This window comes from Thermanaerothrix sp., assembly GCA_026417795.1.
Lineage (GTDB): Bacteria > Synergistota > Synergistia > Synergistales > Synergistaceae > Thermanaerovibrio.
The window spans coordinates 1-18,109 of record JAOACP010000018.1 but is presented as its reverse complement, the minus strand read 5'-3'; the positions used below and the strand labels follow the sequence as shown (position 1 = coordinate 18,109).

Annotated in this window: 16 protein-coding genes; 12 read left to right on the top strand and 4 right to left on the bottom strand. The window is 54.7% G+C overall.

What is annotated here, in order from left to right; all coding sequences use genetic code 11:
* Positions 1-9: 9 nt before the first annotated feature.
* Genes N2315_05295 through lepA form a run of 3 tightly spaced genes read right to left on the bottom strand, consistent with a single transcriptional unit; the run spans position 10 to position 3,566 of the window.
* Positions 10-558: a hypothetical protein gene (locus N2315_05295; GenBank protein ID MCX7828611.1), complete on the bottom strand. Its 549-nt coding sequence runs from the start codon at positions 556-558 to the stop codon at positions 10-12.
* A 12-nt stretch (positions 559-570) separates the two neighbouring features.
* Positions 571-1,704, bottom strand: coding sequence for a radical SAM family heme chaperone HemW (hemW, locus tag N2315_05290; protein MCX7828610.1), 1,134 nt, complete (start codon positions 1,702-1,704; stop codon positions 571-573).
* 47 nt (positions 1,705-1,751) lie between these two features.
* Positions 1,752-3,566, bottom strand: a complete 1,815-nt coding sequence (lepA, locus tag N2315_05285; GenBank protein ID MCX7828609.1) for a translation elongation factor 4 — start codon at positions 3,564-3,566, stop codon at positions 1,752-1,754.
* A gap of 90 nt (positions 3,567-3,656) precedes the next feature.
* Here lepA and N2315_05280 point away from each other — a divergent pair, with 90 nt between their 5' ends.
* From N2315_05280 to N2315_05225, 12 genes are all read left to right on the top strand, one after another.
* Complete coding sequence (locus N2315_05280) at positions 3,657-4,775, top strand: PQQ-binding-like beta-propeller repeat protein (protein MCX7828608.1); 1,119 nt, start codon at positions 3,657-3,659, stop codon at positions 4,773-4,775.
* 226 nt (positions 4,776-5,001) lie between these two features.
* Positions 5,002-5,736, top strand: a complete 735-nt coding sequence (locus tag N2315_05275; GenBank protein MCX7828607.1) for a phosphoribosylaminoimidazolesuccinocarboxamide synthase — start codon at positions 5,002-5,004, stop codon at positions 5,734-5,736.
* Position 5,737: 1 nt separating this feature from the next.
* Positions 5,738-5,992 (top strand): phosphoribosylformylglycinamidine synthase subunit PurS, encoded by a 255-nt coding sequence (gene purS, locus N2315_05270; protein MCX7828606.1) that lies wholly within the window; start codon positions 5,738-5,740, stop codon positions 5,990-5,992.
* Positions 5,989-6,699, top strand: coding sequence for a phosphoribosylformylglycinamidine synthase subunit PurQ (purQ, locus tag N2315_05265; GenBank protein MCX7828605.1), 711 nt, complete (start codon positions 5,989-5,991; stop codon positions 6,697-6,699). Before purS ends, purQ begins: the two co-directional genes overlap by 4 nt.
* Positions 6,700-6,702: 3 nt before the next feature.
* Positions 6,703-8,835, top strand: a complete 2,133-nt coding sequence (gene purL / locus N2315_05260) for a phosphoribosylformylglycinamidine synthase subunit PurL (GenBank protein MCX7828604.1) — start codon at positions 6,703-6,705, stop codon at positions 8,833-8,835.
* Positions 8,835-10,202: an amidophosphoribosyltransferase gene (gene purF, locus N2315_05255; protein MCX7828603.1), complete on the top strand. Its 1,368-nt coding sequence runs from the start codon at positions 8,835-8,837 to the stop codon at positions 10,200-10,202. Before purL ends, purF begins: the two co-directional genes overlap by 1 nt.
* On the top strand, positions 10,186-11,181 hold the full coding sequence (gene purM / locus N2315_05250) for a phosphoribosylformylglycinamidine cyclo-ligase (protein MCX7828602.1): 996 nt from the start codon (positions 10,186-10,188) through the stop codon (positions 11,179-11,181). Before purF ends, purM begins: the two co-directional genes overlap by 17 nt.
* Positions 11,178-11,783, top strand: coding sequence for a phosphoribosylglycinamide formyltransferase (purN, locus tag N2315_05245; GenBank protein ID MCX7828601.1), 606 nt, complete (start codon positions 11,178-11,180; stop codon positions 11,781-11,783). Before purM ends, purN begins: the two co-directional genes overlap by 4 nt.
* 24 nt (positions 11,784-11,807) lie before the next feature.
* Positions 11,808-13,358 carry a bifunctional phosphoribosylaminoimidazolecarboxamide formyltransferase/IMP cyclohydrolase gene (purH, locus tag N2315_05240; GenBank protein ID MCX7828600.1) on the top strand — a complete coding sequence of 517 codons (1,551 nt, stop codon included), beginning with the start codon at positions 11,808-11,810 and terminating at the stop codon, positions 13,356-13,358.
* Positions 13,359-13,433: 75 nt separating this feature from the next.
* Positions 13,434-14,705 carry a phosphoribosylamine--glycine ligase gene (purD, locus tag N2315_05235; protein ID MCX7828599.1) on the top strand — a complete coding sequence of 424 codons (1,272 nt, stop codon included), beginning with the start codon at positions 13,434-13,436 and terminating at the stop codon, positions 14,703-14,705.
* A gap of 79 nt (positions 14,706-14,784) precedes the next feature.
* A complete protein-coding gene (gene purE / locus N2315_05230; GenBank protein ID MCX7828598.1) occupies positions 14,785-15,297 on the top strand; it encodes a 5-(carboxyamino)imidazole ribonucleotide mutase in 513 nt (170 codons plus the stop codon).
* A complete protein-coding gene (locus N2315_05225) occupies positions 15,294-16,256 on the top strand; it encodes a TIGR01212 family radical SAM protein (GenBank protein ID MCX7828597.1) in 963 nt (320 codons plus the stop codon). Before purE ends, N2315_05225 begins: the two co-directional genes overlap by 4 nt.
* 105 nt (positions 16,257-16,361) lie before the next feature.
* On the opposite strand, the gene N2315_05220 is transcribed toward N2315_05225, so the two are convergent.
* Positions 16,362-17,597, bottom strand: coding sequence for an argininosuccinate synthase (locus N2315_05220; protein ID MCX7828596.1), 1,236 nt, complete (start codon positions 17,595-17,597; stop codon positions 16,362-16,364).
* Positions 17,598-18,109: the final 512 nt, after the last annotated feature.

The window sequence follows — 18,109 nt, the reverse complement described above, 5'->3', positions numbered from 1 at the left end:
CACCTCTCATCAGACGTCATAATCCTCCCTATCTGGAAGGTACGCAAGAAGCCACCGGAGCATTATCCGCTGAACCGTCTCAGATTCCATGTGAGGTTCGATCGGATTGCCCTCCAAAATTTCAAAGGGCAAGTATGCCACCATAATGCTGTCGCTGAGCCTTTCCTTCATGGGCTCCTGGATGGAGTCGTCAAAAAGGACGATCCAACCCTGGTCAGCCATCCCTATAAGCCCCCATGAACCACCAGGCGGACCTGGCGGGGATGTATACCATGCCCCCATGGGGAGGTTAAACCCCTTAAGGCTGCGTCCTACCATCATGGCCAAGCTTCCTTGATCAGAAAAGGATCCATAAAGCCTTACCCACCCATCTCCCGATGAAGGGACGTCTCCGAAGAAGGGCAAGACGTCCCTAAGGGACGGTCCTACCTGAGTCTCATAACCCACAAGAGGCAATTCTAAACGTTTATGCACCGCAATGCGCTCAAGGAGACCGTGCAATTTCTCCTCCAGGGAGTCATCGTCCTCCAGCCCTAAGACCAGGTAATCCAATACCAACCACCCCCACCTCTAATCATCCGGAAGGAGCATCCCCCATATACGATTAGCCACCCTAAACCCCCTTGGGGTGAGCCGGTAAACATCTCTCCCACTGAGATCTCTATTGCGTTGAACCAGATCATCCTCCAAGGAAGACAGCACTGCGACCATGGGCTCGTCCTCCGATTCAGGGCGTAACCCCCAAATGGTTCTGAGCCTAAGCACCGCCCTTTCCGCCCTTCTTGATTTGTCCGAAAGGAACTCGCCAAAATCAACCCCCTTGCCGGAGAGGTCGACCAACCGAGCCCATTCCTTGAGATCCGATGCGTTCCGGTACCTAGCCCCTCCTATGCAGCTCCATGCCCCGGGGCCGATGCCCAGGAAGTCCCCTCCGAGCCAATATCTAAGGTTGTGCAAACGAAACGCCCGGTTCAGCGCAAAGTTGGATATCTCGTAGTGGACAAACCCCTTATTGGCAAGGTACCACTGGAGATACCTATAAAAAACATAACCATCCTCACAAAAGTTCAGGTTCATGGAGCTATACGGAGTTCCTTCCTCTATCGACAGCTCATACGCGGACAGGTGCTCCGCCCCGGACCTAACCGCCTCCTTTAAAGTAACGGCAAATCCCTTGATGGTCTGGCAAGGGAGCCGGAACATTATGTCCAGGCTAAGGGACAGCCCATGGCTCAAAACCATATCGCATGCCCTTTTTGCATCTTTGACCGTATGGGGCCTGCCAAGGGCCAAAAGGTCCAAGTCGCAGAAGCTCTGGACCCCAAGGCTCAGCCGGATGGGTATAGGACATAGGTCCGTCCAGGTCCTTAACAGGGAGATGCTCAGGCTTTCCGGGTTTGCCTCAAAGGTAACCTCTTTAAGGTCCGACGGATCGAAAAGACACCACAGGCGTTTCAACACCCTCTCCCAGGCAGGGCAGGAAAGCCTGGAAGGGGTCCCTCCGCCCACGTATAGAGAAAACAGCTTCCTGCCCTTAAGGTGCCTAGCCCAAGATGCCATCTCGTCGCACAGAGCATCTACGTAAAGCTCCTCATCCAAAGGGCCCATGGGAGCGCTGGGGAAGGAACAGTAAAGGCACTTTCTAACGCAGAAGGGCACATGAACGTATAGGGAAAGATCGCCCCCCAGAACCTCCGATTCCACATCCCAAGGGATTTCAAAAAGCAGCTCCTTGGGAAGCGACAAGGGCATCAGTCCTTGTCCTTATCGGAAACATCCATAAAGGCCAGGAAGGCCTCCTGGGGTATGGAAACCCGTCCTATCTGCTTCATCCTCTTCTTCCCTTCCTTCTGCTTCTCCAGCAGCTTGCGCTTTCTGGTAACGTCCCCCCCGTAACACTTGGCAAGGACGTCTTTTCTAACCGCCTTTATGTTGGTCCTAACTATCACCCGTTTACCAATGGCAGCCTGAATTGGAACCTCAAACAGCTGCCGTGGGATCAACTCCTTCAACTTAGTGGCCACAGCGTGTCCCCTGTGGTATGCGGCATCCTGGTGGCATATGAAGGAGAACGCATCTATCGGTTCTTCGTTGATCAGAATATCCACTTTTACCAACTGAGAAGGCCTAAACCCGAGGTGTTCATAATCCAAAGACGCGTATCCCCTGGTAACCGACTTCAATCGGTCATGGAAGTCCAATATGAACTCAGCGAGGGGAAGGTCGTACACCAACCGAACCCGCTCGGGGCTTAAGTACTCCATGCTGACATAAACTCCCCGCTTTTCTTGACAAAGCTGCATGGCGGGCCCCACAAAGCCATCGGGGAGGAATATGGTGCAACGAATGAAAGGCTCCCGCACCTCTTTTATCTTCGACTGATCTGGAAAGTCCGAGGGTTTATGGGCTTCTATGACCGATCCATCCGAGAGCTCTACCTGATAGACCACGTTCGGCGACGTGGCAACCAGTTCAACCCCGAATTCCCTGGAGAGCCTCTCCTTGGCTATGTCCATGTGGAGAAGGCCCAGGAACCCGCAACGGAATCCAAAGCCAAGGGCGGTGGAGGTCTCGGGCTCAAAGGTTATGGCAGAGTCGTTAAGCTGAAGCTTTTCCAAGGCCTCCCTAAGCTGCGTTATCTCCTCCCTCTCTATTGGGTAGAAACCGCAGAACACCACCGGTTTTACCTTCCTGTAACCCGGCAAGGGCTTAGAGGCAGGGTTTTGGGCATCCGTAACCGTGTCCCCTACCCGGGCCTCCGAAATGTTCTTTATCCCGCATATGAAGTAACCCACCTCACCGGGACCCAGCTTGTCAACCTTATCCATCTGGGGTCTGAAAACCCCAACCTCCTCCACCTCATAGGAGGAACCGGTGGCCATCAACATAACCTTCTGACCGGGACGTATGATCCCGTTCACCACCCTTATGTAGCACACCACCCCGCGGTAGTTATCGTACACGGAGTCAAATATCAGTCCCTGAAGAGGGCCGTTTGGATCTCCCTTGGGGGAGGGTATTTTTTTGACCACCGCTTCCAGAATATCCTGAATACCCCTTCCCTCCTTGGCGCTCGCCAATATAACCTCAGAGGTATCTATACCCACTATCTCCTCCACCTCACGGCATACCCTATCGGGCTGGGCGGAAGGAAGGTCGATCTTGTTCAGCACCGGCAGCAGCTCAAGCCCCTGATCAACTGCTAGATACGCATTGGCCACCGTTTGGGCCTCAACTCCCTGAGCCGCATCCACCACAAGTATGGCCCCCTCACAGGCAGCGAGGGACCTTGAGACCTCGTAGCTAAAGTCCACGTGCCCCGGGGTATCAATGAGGTTAAGCACATAATCCCTGCCGTCACTGGCGCGATAGTTCATCCTCACCGGGACCAACTTTATGGTTATGCCCCTCTCACGCTCCAGCTCCAGCGAATCCAACAGCTGATCCCTCATGGAACGCCGATCCACCGTTCCAGTGGCCTCCAGGAGGCGATCCGCAAGGGTTGATTTCCCGTGATCCACATGGGCTATGATGCTAAAATTCCTTATATGGTCCAAATCGCTCATGCTCCCCTCCAAGTCTTAGACGTCTAGCAGAAAGTGGCGCAGAATGATTTTACCAAAACCCAAAGGCCATACCGGGAAGGAGGTCCTCTCATGTTTGGGAAACGACTATGTTTTTGTGCGGTCCTGTTCATTGCGATGGCAGCCGCGGCGCTACCGTCCACCGAAAGCGCCATCGCATCAGACTGGCCACAGTTCATGGGCAATGCCAACCGCAACGGCACGGTCCTTAAGGCGGAACCTAAGACCAGCCCCCAAGGAGAACTCGAGTGGAAGCTAAGCACCCAAGGGCCCGTGGCATCTTCACCGGCCATATGGGGAAACGTGGTGTTCTTCGGCAGCAAGGACGGCAATCTATATGCGCTGGACAGCGACAGCGGAAGGGTAATATGGAGGTTCCCCACTGAAAACTGGATTATCTCCTCTCCAGCGGTCCTGGAGGGGAAGGTGGTGTTCGGAAGCTACGACGGCAAAGTATACTGCGTGAACGGATCGGATGGGAAACTAGCATGGCGTTTCACGACCCACAACGGTGTCCACTCATCCCCCGCCGTCTGGAACGGCAAGGTCTTCTTTGGGGGCATCGACGGCCACATTTACTGCGTCAACATGAAGACCGGATGGCAGATATGGAAGACCAAGCTAGGCAGGGAGGTATATTCCTCGCCGGTGGTGGCAGATGGGGTGGTCTTCGTGGGCAACAACGATGGAAAGCTTTTCGCGCTGGATGCCGAGACCGGCCAGATCCTGTGGCGGGCGGTGATAGGAGGCCCCATAACCGGATCTCCCGCGGTCATGGACGGCATGGTGTTCTTCGTCGGATGGGACGGGTTTGTTTACGGCGCAAGGGTAAAACACAGGGCGGTGATTTGGAAGTTCAAAGCCGAGGCATACATTGACTCATCGCCCCTGGCATATGGCGGCAAGCTTTACGTGGGGGACATGTCCGGACGGCTGTACTGCCTCGACCCCCACACTGGCGAACTTTCATGGTCCTTCAAGACCCACGGCGGGATCCAGTCATCCCCATCGGGTGCAGCTGGTAGGATATACGTGGGCAGCAACGACGATGCCCTATTCTGTCTTGATGCCAAAACTGGGGATCTACTGTGGAAGGTGAAGGTCGGAGGCAACATCACCACATCCACAGCCCTGGGGGATGGATGCGCCTTTTTTGGATCACTCGACGGAGCTCTTTACAAGGTAAAGTAGGCAAAGCACCGAGCCAAAGTCCCAACCCCAAGGGGCAAACCCCCTTGGGGTTTATTATTATCAACTCAAGCCCTTAACCCCAGCCCCCAAGATCCATCCTCTAGCACGGCCAACCGCACATACTGCTGATATTCAACGTCAACGACCAGAAAAACTACCGATTTTATCTTGACATTTTCGCCATATAAGGATTATATGTAAGCATAAACTTCCGGAGGTGAAAGGCATGCAAAAGGGCAAGATGTTGTACGAGGGGAAGGCCAAGAGGATGTACACCACCGACGATCCCAACCGAATCATAGTGGAGTACAAAGACCACCTCACCGCATTTAACGCCCAGAAAAAGGCGTCCATGGAGGGGAAGGGGCATCTTAACAACCTGATAAGCTCCGTAATATTTCAAGCCCTAAAGGAAAGAGGCGTAGAAAACCACTTCATAAGGATGCTGGACGACACCCATCAAGAGGTCTTAAGGGTCAACATCCTCCCCATAGAGGTGGTTGTGCGAAACATCACCACCGGTTCCATATGCAAAAGGCTAGGAGTGAAGGAAGGGCTAAAACTCCAGCGCCCCTTGGTGGAACTATATTACAAGGATGACGCATTGGGGGATCCCATAATAAACGACGACCATGCAATCCTTTTCGGCTGGGCCACCGAGGAAGAATTGAAATACATAAAATCCGCGGCGTTAAAAGTGGACGACCTGCTATCCGAGATATTCGATTCAGTGGGCATAACCCTGGTGGATTTCAAGCTTGAGTTCGGAAGGACAAAAGAAGGAGGGATAATATTGGCGGATGAGATCTCTCCGGATACCTGCAGGCTCTGGGACAAAAACACCATGGAAAAACTGGACAAGGACAGGTTCAGGAACGACCTTGGCAAGGTCCTGGAGGCCTACGAGGAGATATGGAAGCGCCTATCCCTATCTCACGAGGGCGGGAAGGAGGAACTATAAGTTGCTATACACACTTTCAGTGCTGATACGCCCAAAGGATGGTGTCCTGGACACCCAGGGAAGGGCGGTCATGTCCACCCTTCGGGACATGGGTAATCACGTGCTGGACGTCTCGGTTGGAAAGTTCATCAGGCTCACATTGGAGGCCAGCGATGAAAAATCCGCAACGGAAGCCGCCCAAGCCATGTGCCGGGATCTTTTATGCAACGAGATGATAGAGACCTTCTGCATCAAGGCGGGAGACCTGTCCCAATGAAGGCCGCGGTCATAACATTTCCGGGCAGCAACTGCGACCAGGACGTCAGGCTTGCCCTGTCCAGGTCGGTTAACGCCAAGGTAACCATGGTATGGCATACCGATACAACCCTCGACGGCTACGACCTGGTGGTTTTGCCTGGCGGCTTCTCCTACGGCGACTATTTAAGGCCCGGGGCAATGAGCGCAAAAAGCCCCATCATGAAGGCGGTCAGAGAGCACGCACAAAGGGGCGGCCTGGTACTCGGCATATGCAACGGCTTCCAGATCCTTACCGAGGCGGGGCTCCTGGAGGGAGCCCTCCTCGGCAACCGATCCCAGCGATTCATTTGTTCACCCTGCTGGCTAAAAGTGGAGACCAACCAAACCCCATTTACCTGTCTCTTTACCCCCCTGGAGAGGGTTCAATTCCCCATCGCCCATGGAGACGGCATGTTCTACCTTCCGAAAGAGGGGCTAGACCGCTTGGAGTCATCCGACAGGGTGGTATTCCGCTACTGTCCCCCTCCTGAAGTTGAGATGGAAGAATCGGATGGCTGGGAAAATCCTAACGGGTCGCTTAACCACATAGCCGGGATAGTAAACGAGAAGGGCAACGTCCTGGGGATGATGCCGCACCCTGAAAGGGCTACGTTGGAAGCCTTGGGGGACACCTTCGGCGTAGTACTTTGGCGATCCATAGAACACTGGCTAGGAAGGGGAATCTAGGGCATGACTCCTGAAGAAGCTGGGTTGGACACAAGGGAATGGGAGGAGTTGAAATCCGCCCTTCGCAGGGAGCCCAATGATCTTGAGCTCCGCATGGTGGGGGTCATGTGGTCCGAGCACTGCAGCTATAAGTCCACCAGGTCCCTTTTGGCTGCTCTTCCCAAAGACGGGCCTTACGTGGTATCCGGAGAGGGAGAGAACGCCGGGGTCGTGAGGCTTAACGAAAAGCTGGGCCTTGCCTTCAAAGTTGAAAGCCACAACCACCCATCCGCTGTTTCTCCATACGAAGGGGCCGCCACTGGGGTAGGCGGCATAATAAGGGACATCCTCGCCATGGGGGCGAGGCCTATAGCTTCCATGGACGGCCTGTTCTTCGGCTCCTCCGACACCCCTAGAAACCGAAGGATATCATCCGGGGTGGTAAGGGGCATAGGCGGTTACGGGAACCCTGTGGGGGTGCCAACCGTTGGGGGGCTCACCATATATGACCAGTGTTACGACGACAACCCCTTGGTAAACGCCTTCTGCGCAGGCATCCTGTCCCTTGACAAGGCCTGCAGCAGCAAAACCGCCAAGCCCGGCATGCAAGTCCTGATACTAGGGGCTAAAACCGGCAGGGACGGCATAGCTGGGGCCGCCTTCGCATCCACCGGCCTCAGCGGGGACGACGAAGCAAACAAGCCTCAAATACAGATAGGAGATCCATTCTACGAAAAACTTCTGATAGAGGCCTGCCTTGAGCTCCTTGACGGGGGAACGATCCAGGCGATGCAGGACATGGGCGCTGCCGGCATCCTGTCATCAACCAGCGAAGTGGCCCATAAGAGCGGAAACGGCATAGACATCCACTGCGACAGGATACCCCTTAGGGAGGCCATGGAGCCGTGGGAGATCTTCCTCTCCGAGTCCCAGGAGCGGATGTTGCTGGTTTGCATGCCGGAAGACATACCGTCAGTTAAGGCCGTGGCAAAGAAATGGAACCTGGAATGTGCCGTGGTGGGGGAAATGACCGACACTGGGCTCTACCGGGTGTTTAACCGCGGGGAACTAATCGCAGAGCTGCCAGTTGGCCTCTTAGGGGGTGACTCCCCCCTTAAAAATTGGCCCTCCACTCCTCCCCAAAGGAGCACATCCGTAAGGGCAAGCCGCAACCTGTCCCCCGAGGACGCCATCACGGAGATCCTACGACTCATGAAGCACCCCTGCATGGGGGACCACTCCTGGATATATAGACAATACGACTCCATGGTGCAGCTAAGGACCCTACTGGGCCCCGGCAACCCCGTGGCAGCCCTTTGGATTGAAGGGGCCGGCACCGTGGTGTTCTCCATGGAGGCCAACCCGTGGATGTGCGCCCAAGACCCCTTTGTCGGGACTGCCCTGATAACCGCCCTTTCCATAAGGCACCTGTCCGTGGCCGGGGCAGACCCCATGGGTATAACCAACTGCCTCAACTTCCCCTCTCCGGAAATTCCTAAGCAATACTGGGAACTTGAGGAATCGGTGAAGGGCCTTAGCATCGCCGCCAGGGAACTGAAGTGTCCGGTGATATCCGGCAACGTAAGCCTCTATAACGAAAGCCCATCCTCCAGGATAATGCCATCCCCCCTTGTGGTCTCCGCAGGCATCGTGCCGGAGGGTACAGCTCTCCTTCGCCCTAAACCCGATCCCAGCGGGGACGAACCCGAAGTCTTTTTGGTTGGACGCTCCACCTCAACCGTAGGAAGCCTGTATGGACATATGGCAGGAGCTTGCGGTAGCACCTTGTCCTTCGATCCATCCAGGGAAATGGCCTTTAACCGGTGCGCCATCAAAGCCGCCAAGGAAGGCATAGCTAACGCCGGGCGCGCGGTATCTAGGGGAGGATGGGCGGCATCGCTTATAAAGACCATAATAAACTCTCCCTTTGGGGTTGACCTGGACGTTCCGTGGCCCATGGATGAAGCGGACATATTCGGAGAGGGATCTCCATCGGCCATATATTTCGTATCCCCTGAAAGAGCACGGGATTTAGAAAGTGTCTTCAATGGCCATGAAGTTCGCCACATAGGGACGTTAACCCGCCGCCACAGGTCATTAAAAGCTGGGAAAACGTCGATACCCCTGAAAAATCTGAGAGGGGGGGAGAAAATCTGATGTGCGGCATTTTCGGCGCCCTTTCTCCAAACATGGAACCCGTACTGGAGGACGTGTACCTTGGGCTTTTTGCCCTGCAACATCGAGGACAGGAATCCGCGGGGGTATCGTGGATAGACGGCGAAGTAGCGAGGTCCATAAAGGGCATGGGCCTAGTCCACAACGCCATCCCACAGGGGATAGCCTCTTCCATAACAGCGAACGCAGCCATAGGACATGTCAGGTACTCCACCTGCGGAGACTCCATCCTGCAAAATGCCCAGCCACTCACCATCAACTACGCCAAGGGCGCGGTAGCCATAGCCCACAACGGCAACATCACCAACTCCGACGGCATAATGAAATACCTTGAAAACCGGGGGGCCATCTTCCAATCCACATCCGACACTGAGGTAATACTTCACCTCATGGCCCACCAGTCCCACAAGATGCCCCTTGATGCCCTAATGGACGCGCTCAGAAGAATCAAGGGGGCCTTTAGCTTGGTGGTGCTCCTGAAGGACAAGCTTATCGCCGCCAGGGACCCTTGGGGGTTCCGCCCCCTTGTGATGGGACGAAGGGGGCAAACCGTATACTTCGCATCGGAAACCTGCGCTTTGGATATCGTGGGGGCCCAATCGGTGAGGGACGTGGAACCCGGCGAGGTGGTGGTAGTAGATCAAGCAGGCGGACTATCTTCCCTTAGGATACAAACGAAGGCTTCCAGAGGGTTTTTGTGCGCCTTTGAGTTCGTATACTTCGCAAGGCCCGACAGCGTGATAGACGGCATATCGGTATATCAGGCGAGGAAGAGCCTGGGGCGCTTCCTTGCCAAAAGGTGTCCAGCAAAGGCACAGCTGGTGGCTGGCATGCCGGACAGCGGAACGGTCGCGGCACTGGGCTACTCGGAAGAATCCGCTTTACCATTTGAAATGGCCATAGTAAGAAACCGATACGTGGGAAGGACCTTCATCCAACCCACCCAAAGGGTAAGGGAAGCAGGGGTAAGGGTTAAACTGAACCCCAACCATCGGGCGATACAAGACAAGGAGATAATCGTCGTTGATGATTCCATAGTAAGGGGCACCACCGCCTCCAGGGTAGTAAGCCTCATGCGTTCCGCTGGAGCTTCAAAGGTACATCTTAGGATAGCGTCGCCGCCGGTTCGATTCCCCTGCTACTACGGGATAGACACTCCCTCATCGGAAGAACTGGCAGCAGCCAGGTTCGATTTGGATAAGCTAACCAGACAGATAGGGGCCGACTCCCTGGGATACATCCACGTCAAAGACCTGGTTCAAGCCATTGGGGCTCCCGAGGAAAGACTTTGCACCGCCTGCTTTGACGGCAGGTACATGGAGGATGACGTAAATGGGATTGACATATGACAAGTCCGGCGTGAGCCTATCCGCAGCGGATCTATGGGTCGAAAGGGTTAAGGAGATAGTTAAGAAACACCCCATAAACAACTCCCAGACCATCGCGGGCATCGGCGGGTTTGCGGGCCTGTACCGCATCAGCGACCACCTGGCCCTGGCGGCTTGCTGCGACGGGGTGGGCACAAAGATGGAACTGGCCAGGGAGCTTGGGAAGGTAAAAGGGCTGGGGCAGGACCTGGTGGCCATGAACGTTAACGACCTGGTAACATGCGGCGCAAGGCCCCTCTTCTTCCTCGACTACGTGGCTTGCGGCAAGCTCAAGCCGGATTCTCTCTTACCCATCTTAGAGGGGATAGCTGAAAGCTGTGCGGCATGCGGATGCACGTTGCTTGGAGGGGAAACTGCCGAGATGCCCCAGGTGTACGACGAGAACTCCTTCGATCTGGCCGGATTTGCGGTTGGCATTGTGGCAACGGAAGAGATCATAACCGGTGAGTCAATCGTGGAAGGAGACCTTCTAATCGGCCTTCCAAGTTCTGGCCCCCACAGCAACGGCTACAGTTTGATAAGGAAAGCCGTCGGGGAGGCAGGGGTGGATCTAAATTCCAACCATGGGGTTCTGCCAAGTCCGCTGGGAGAAGAGCTTTTAAGACCCACCAGGCTTTACGTCAACCAGGCCCTCAAAGGGTCGGAAACCGGTCTTGTAAAGGCCATGGCGCACATAACCGGAGGGAGCCTTGAGGGCAACATATCCAGGGTGATACCTCCGGGTCTTGGAATACAAATAGACTACCAAGCCTGGAGGAGGCCCGCCATCTTCGAATTCCTGCAGGGGCTGGGCATAGATGAGGCGGAGATGAGACGGGTGTTCAATCTGGGCGTGGGCTTCGTGATGATAGCCTCCCCCAAGGACGTTGATGTCTTGCTTAACCTGATGACCCAGTTGGGGGAAGCTCCTTTCATCATAGGGTCGGTGACGCGCAGATGAGAACCCCCATTGGGATTTTGATATCCGGCAGGGGATCTAACCTGATGGCCATAAAAGGCGCGGCAGACTCGGGGCTTCTTAAGGTCCACATAGCCTTCGTTGGATCCGACAACCCCGCAGCACCGGGCCTTATATGGGCAAGGGAACAGGGGCTGCAAACCATAACACTGGATTACTCAAGAGGACGACTCCACGGGGAGAAACAGATAGAACTGACCATGAGGAGATTTAACACAGAACACCTGGTGCTGGCGGGTTTTATGCGCATCCTGTCGGAGGAGTTCGTTAAGAGGCACAGGGGGAGGATAATCAACGTCCATCCTTCCCTGCTCCCTTCCTTCCCAGGCAAGAGCGGCATAGAAGACGCGTTCCGGTACGGCGTTAAGGTGACCGGCGTCACAGTGCACCTTGTGGACGAGCAGGTGGACCACGGCCCCATACTGGCCCAAGAGGCAGTAACGGTAGAAGCCAGCGACACACTGGAAGACCTGGAGGAGAAGATCCACAAAGTGGAGCACCGGATATATCCCGTAGCCATAGACCGTTGGCTCAGGGAAGGGGATTTTTCGCTTTCAAGCCTGAGAAGATCACGCCTGGTATGAGACACATGAGCGGAGGTGTAACAAGTGGCTGAGGTATCATTAGAAAGGTTCGCCCTCATATCGGTTTATGACAAGGCCCACATCGAACACCTGGCAAGAGCTCTCATAAACAGCGGTTACAAGTTGATATCCAGTTCCGGCACCATGAAGTTTCTCAAAGAGCTAGGGCTGGACGTTACCGGCGTAGAAGACGTGACCCAATACCCCCACATGCTCAGTGGGAGGGTTAAAACCCTACACCCAAAGATAGCCGGGGGGATACTATTCAGAAGAGATAACCATTCAGACATAGAAGAAGTTAACCTTCATGGGATACCGCCCATAGACGTGGTGGTTTGTAACCTGTACCCCTTCGAAGAGGCTCTTAAGTCGGGAGCATCATTGGACGAGCTGATAGAGCAGATAGACATCGGCGGAGTTACCCTGCTCCGCGCGGCGGCTAAGAACTACAAGCACGTGGCGGTTTTATGCGATCCAGAGGACTACATCGAGGCAGCCAAGGAGATCACGGATAAAGGTGAGATACCCTTGGAGTCCAGAGAACGGTACGCGGCAAAAGCCCTGTGCCTAACAGCACAGTACGATGCCACCATATCACTGGCCTTGTCCCAGCGCTTTGACTTGGGCTCCCCCATGGTTAAGGGGGTATCCAGGCTGGCAGTGCCGATGGTTAAGACAAAAGACCTTCGATACGGTGAAAACCCGTATCAAAGGGCATCTCTGTGGTCAAGGGGTGCTGGAGAACAATCATTTAAGGTCACAGGCGGCAAGGATCTGTCATACAATAACATTTTGGACGCCGATGCGGCACTAAGGGGCATCAGGATGCTGAAGGGACTACGCGCATGTGTGATAATAAAGCACAACAATCCCTGCGGTGCCGCCACGGGCAAGACTCTACTCCAGGCCTTTGAAGGAGCGGTATCCTGTGACCCCGTATCTGCCTTTGGTGGCATAGTGGGATTTACGGAGCAGGTGGACAAGGACACCGCCGAGGCGTTGGCTGATAGGTTCTTCGAGGTGATTGTAGCGCCGAGCTTTGATGAAGAAGCCGAAAACATCCTAATGGAGCGAAGGAAGGGGCTTCGCTTGATTACAGCCAGCCTGATATGTGACCACAAATACCCCGTGCTGAGGGATACATCCCTAGGGACGCTGGTTCAAGACGATCCGATACCAGAGCCTCCGGAGGAAAACACCGGTACTTGGTATGGAGTACCACGGGGCGAGCTGTGGGAGGACATGGTCTTTGCATGGCGCTGCGCCGCCCTTGCCAAGAGCAATGCCATCGCGATAGTAAAGGACGGACGTCTCATTGGGATTGGCGCAGGGTTCACCAACAGGGTTGACGCCGCTAGGTTCGCATTGGCAAGATGCGGAAGCTCATCTAGGGGGGCCGTAATGGCCTCGGACGCCTTCTTCCCGTTCCCAGATACGGTCGAGGAGGCCCATTCCCACGGCATAGCCGCCATAATCCAACCCGGCGGATCCATACGGGATCAAGAGGTCATAGCAAAGGCTTTAGAATCAGGCATATCCATGTTCATAGGTGGCTGCAGAACCTTCAGGCACTAATATAGCCGACCTATTCATGTAATTGAGCTATGCCCATTCGGTACGCAAGAAGGGAGGGGAAAGCCCTTGAGAGTCATGATCCTTGGAGCCGGCGGGAGGGAACACGCCGTAGCCTGGGCAGTATCAAGATCTCCCATTGGATCGGAGGTGATAGTCGCCCCCGGCAATGGCGGCACAAGGAACCGTTTCGGTTCCGCAGAATTGGACGTCTGCGACGTCTCATCAGTTTTGAAAGCCGCAAAAGACCTTGGAATAGACTTGGTCATCCCAGGACCGGAAGCTCCGCTGGTGGCCGGCGTGGCAGATGGCCTGATGGATCAAGGCATCCTTGTCCTAGGACCAGAAAAGAGGGGGGCCTTGCTTGAGGGCAGCAAGGCCTTCGCAAAGTTCTTCATGGAAGAAAACCAAATACCAACTTCCTCCTTCAGCATCTGCGAGGATTTGAAATCCTGCAGGGCCGCTTTAGAATCAAGAACTCCACCTTACGTGTTAAAGGCCGACGGCCTTGCTTCGGGCAAGGGGGTTTTAATAACCTCGGATCTTGACGAAGCGATTGATTACTGCAGCAGGCTGCTGGACGGAAGATTGTTCGGCGATGCGGGCCGAAAGGTGGTCATCGAGGATCACGTAAGCGGCTTTGAGATCACCGCCCTGGCATTGGTGGACGGCAACGACGGGGCCCTGTTGCCCCTAAGCCAGGACCACAAGCGGGCTTTCGATGGGGATAAGGGGCCCAACACCGGTGGCATGGGAGCCTACGCTCCGGTGCCATGGGATTCGGAAGCCCTCAGGAAAATGATAAGGGAAGAGGTGTTGGTCCCCACCATAAGAGGGCTTAGAAAGATGGGAATAACATACCGGGGTATCCTATATATGGGACTCATGCTTGACTCGGAAGGCAAAATATGGGTCCTGGAGTACAACGTTCGCATGGGAGACCCGGAAACCCAGGCCATAATGCCCATTATAGGCAACGATTGGCTAGATCTCTGCCATAGGGCTGCCAAGGGAGAACTTCACGTTAAAGACGTTCGAACCAACGGCAAAAGCGCCCTTGGGGTGGTGCTAGCCTCCGAAGGCTACCCCTTCTCCCCTCGGGTAGGACTTCCCCTAGAGGGCGCATCTCCATTCGACGATGGATCCTCCCTGGTCTTTCATTCAGGGACCGCACTGGCAAAAGATAAACTGGTAAGCTCGAGTGGCAGAGTACTAACTGTAGTAGGCGTTGGAGACTCCATTGAAGCCGCCAGAAGCAACGCATACAGACGGATGGCCTCAATCTCTCTGCCCGGTGGCTTCTGCAGGGGCGATATAGGCCATTCCGCCATGGAGTTCTTTGATCTATAAAAGCAGAGTGGTCAATAAACACAAACAGTGGTTAAACAACAAACCTTAAAACCCCAAAAAGGCCTAAGGAGTGATAAAAATGCCGGACGTGCTTATAATCTTAGGATCCCCATCGGACGCGGAACACGCAAGGAAGTGCGGAGACGCCTTGACTGAACTGGGCGTATCATTTGAAGCCGCGGTGGCCTCCGCCCACAGGACGCCCGATAGGGTAGCCCACATGGCCTCAAGGGCTTCCGAGCTGGGCTTTAAGGTGATAATAGCCATGGCGGGGCTTTCAGCGGCGCTTCCAGGGGCAGTGGCAGCCCATACCGACCTGCCCGTCATAGGAGTGCCTTTGAGCGGAGGCATTATGGGCGGCCTGGACGCTCTTCTCTCCGCAGTCCAAATGCCTCCCGGCGTACCGGTAGCATCGGTGGGGGTTGATGGGGCAAGAAACGCCGCCATTTTGGCGGCTAGGATAGTTGCCTTGAGCAATGGGGAGGTTCGCGACGCATTAGTAGCGATGAAAGCTGATAATGCTAAGAAGGCGGTTGATGGAACCAATAAACTGGCCTCCCTTGGATTACCGGTCCATCGCGAGGATTTATGAGCAATCCTGTACCCAAACTGTCCAATAACATCCCATGGACCTCCTTCTCCGAATCGCTCAGATCAAGACACGGGGAAAGGGTCTGGAAGATATGCATAGACGGCGGCTTTGGATGTCCCCACAGAACCTCTCTGACATCGGGGGGATGCGTTTTCTGCGACTCACAAGGGGGAGGCGATGGGGCTTACCTTCGAGGTATAGGGATTGAAGAACAGTGCCGGGAAAAATCAAGCGCCCTGCTGGCAAGGGGCATAACCAAGACGATACTTTACTTTCAGAGCTACAGCTGCACCAATGTACCAATTGATGCGTTATCGGAGGCGGTCAAAAGGGCCATGGGGGCCGCCGAAAAATCTGGGATTCATGTGGTGGGACTTGCCTTCGGCTTAAGGCCAGATCAGATACCAGACGCTTTCACCTCCATGTTAAAGGTCTTGGTCGCAGAAGGACTTGAGGTGTGGGCAGAGGTTGGGGTCCAAACACTGGACGATCCAATGCTGAACTGGCTAAATAGGGGTCACGATTCACAAAGCGCCATAAGGGCCATAGAAACCATTTCCGCCTTGGAGGGCGTAATGACCTGCGCACATCTCATAGGCGGGATACCAGGCGAGACCCCTCTGAGGATGGCAATGGACGCTGAAAGGTTATGCATCGCCGGGGCATCGGGCATTAAGTTTCACCCGCTCCACGTTTTGAGGGGTACGGAGCTTCATCGGAGATTCGACGCAGGCTTGTTCTTGCCTCCGTCAAGGGACTACTACATGGGGGCCCTAATAGAGGCATTAATAAGGATACCCCACCACGTGGAGGTTCAACGACTTACAGCAGACGCCTCTCCGGAGAGGCTGATCTCTCCGTCTTGGCTGTCGAAGAAAAGCGACTTCATCCGGGACCTCAAAGCTCGGATGATGCATTTGGGCATTCGACAGGGAGATCTATGGCGCGGCAAAGCATAAAGCTCAAGCATAAGGCCAAGGGGCTCTAACAACCTGCGCCCCTTGGCCTTATGCGTTCGAGTTAGCATCTCTTACTTGGCTGCAAAAAACACCGTTTACCAGTGGCTATTCCATCCCTATTACCCTTGAAACCTCGTCACATGCCTTTTTGCCATGCAGCTGGCTCCAGGTCTTTATTGGCAGACTCCACACGGTTATGAACCCGACCGCCGCCTTGTGGTCGAATTTATCACCGTGAGAATAGGTGGCCAAGTCCTCCCTATAGAGGGAGTTGTCGGACTTCATCCCTACCACCACGGCCTGCCCCTTATAAAGCCTTACCCTTACAACGCCGCTCACCACCTCCTGGGTCTTGTCAATGAATGCATCCAGGGCATCCCGCAGGGGGGAGAACCAGTACCCCTCATAGGCAAGCTCCGCATACTTTACCTCAAGCTCCTTCTTGGCCTTAAGGACTTCCTTGGTCAATGTCATGCTCTCCAAGGCCTTATGGGCCCCTATCAGGGTAACAGCGGCAGGGCATTCGTAGACCTCCCGGCTCTTGAAGCCCACCAACCTATCCTCTATCATGTCCACCCTCCCAACTCCCGCCTTGCCTGCTATTTGGTTCAGCATCTCAATGAGCGCCACCCCTGACATGGCCTTGCCGTTCAAGGAAACAGGTATCCCCTTATCAAAGCCTATCTCTATTACCACCGGTTCATCCGCCGCCTCCCAAGGATCTACCGTAAGGGTAAAAGCGTCGCTTGGGGCCTCCGCCCATGGATCCTCCAAGATCCCACATTCGATCGACCGCCCCCAAAGGTTCTCATCTATGCTGTAGGGGCTAGCCTTCGTAACTGGAACCGGTATGCCATGCTTCTCCGCGTACTCGATCTCTTCATCCCTGCTAAAATGCCAGTCCCTGACGGGGGCCTCCACCGTTATCTCAGGGTTAAGCGCCTTGGCGCACACCTCTATCCTCACCTGATCCTGCCCCTTACCGGTACAGCCATGGGCTATAGCAACAGCCCCCTCCTCCTTTGCCACCTTAACCAGATGGCTGGCAATCAAAGGCCTGGAGAGTGCGGAGTTAAGCGGGTAGGTGCCTTGATACATGGCATTGGCCTTAAGGGATTTCCAAACGTAGTCCTCCACAAATTCCTCCCTAAGATCGGTGATATATGCCTTGGAAGCCCCAGACTTTATCGCCTTTTCCTTCGTTGCCTTAAGATCTATCTGTTGTCCCACGTCGGCGGTAAAGGTTATGACATCATAGCCCTGTTCCTTAAGCCAAGGTATGGCTACAGACGTATCAAGACCGCCACTGTAAGCTAGAACCAGTTTACCCTTATAGGTCATCTTCATATCCCCCTTAGTTTTAATATTCTTCAACCTAAAAAATAAGGCAGCCCGTCCACCTTGGGACGGGCTGCCTTGCCCGCGGTACCACCCAAATTGTCGCCCCTGACGCGACCACCTCTTCCCGTGAGGTTAGCTCACGGGCCCCCCTACTTGGCGGATCAACCGCCTTTCTTCGGGAGGGAGCTCAGGGGCACGAGGGAATCCTGACCAGGACGAGGGGCGCTCTCAGCCGGTGACGCCCCCTCTCTGTCGACCGCCACGGGTCCACCCCCCTTCATCGCCCTTATGGAGCACATGAAGGAAAAGGGATCCGCTTCGTCGTCGCAAAAAGACCTTAAGCGCCACCTACAACACCTCCTCACCCAAGCCAAGATATCTTCCAACAAGTTATTGCAGAGGATTATACATCTGTCTCCATAAAAGTCAAGCGGCCGAATTGCCTCACGTAAAATCTAAACGAAAAGGGAACGTTGCCTCACCTAAGAATCCAAACGAAATATGATCCCCTA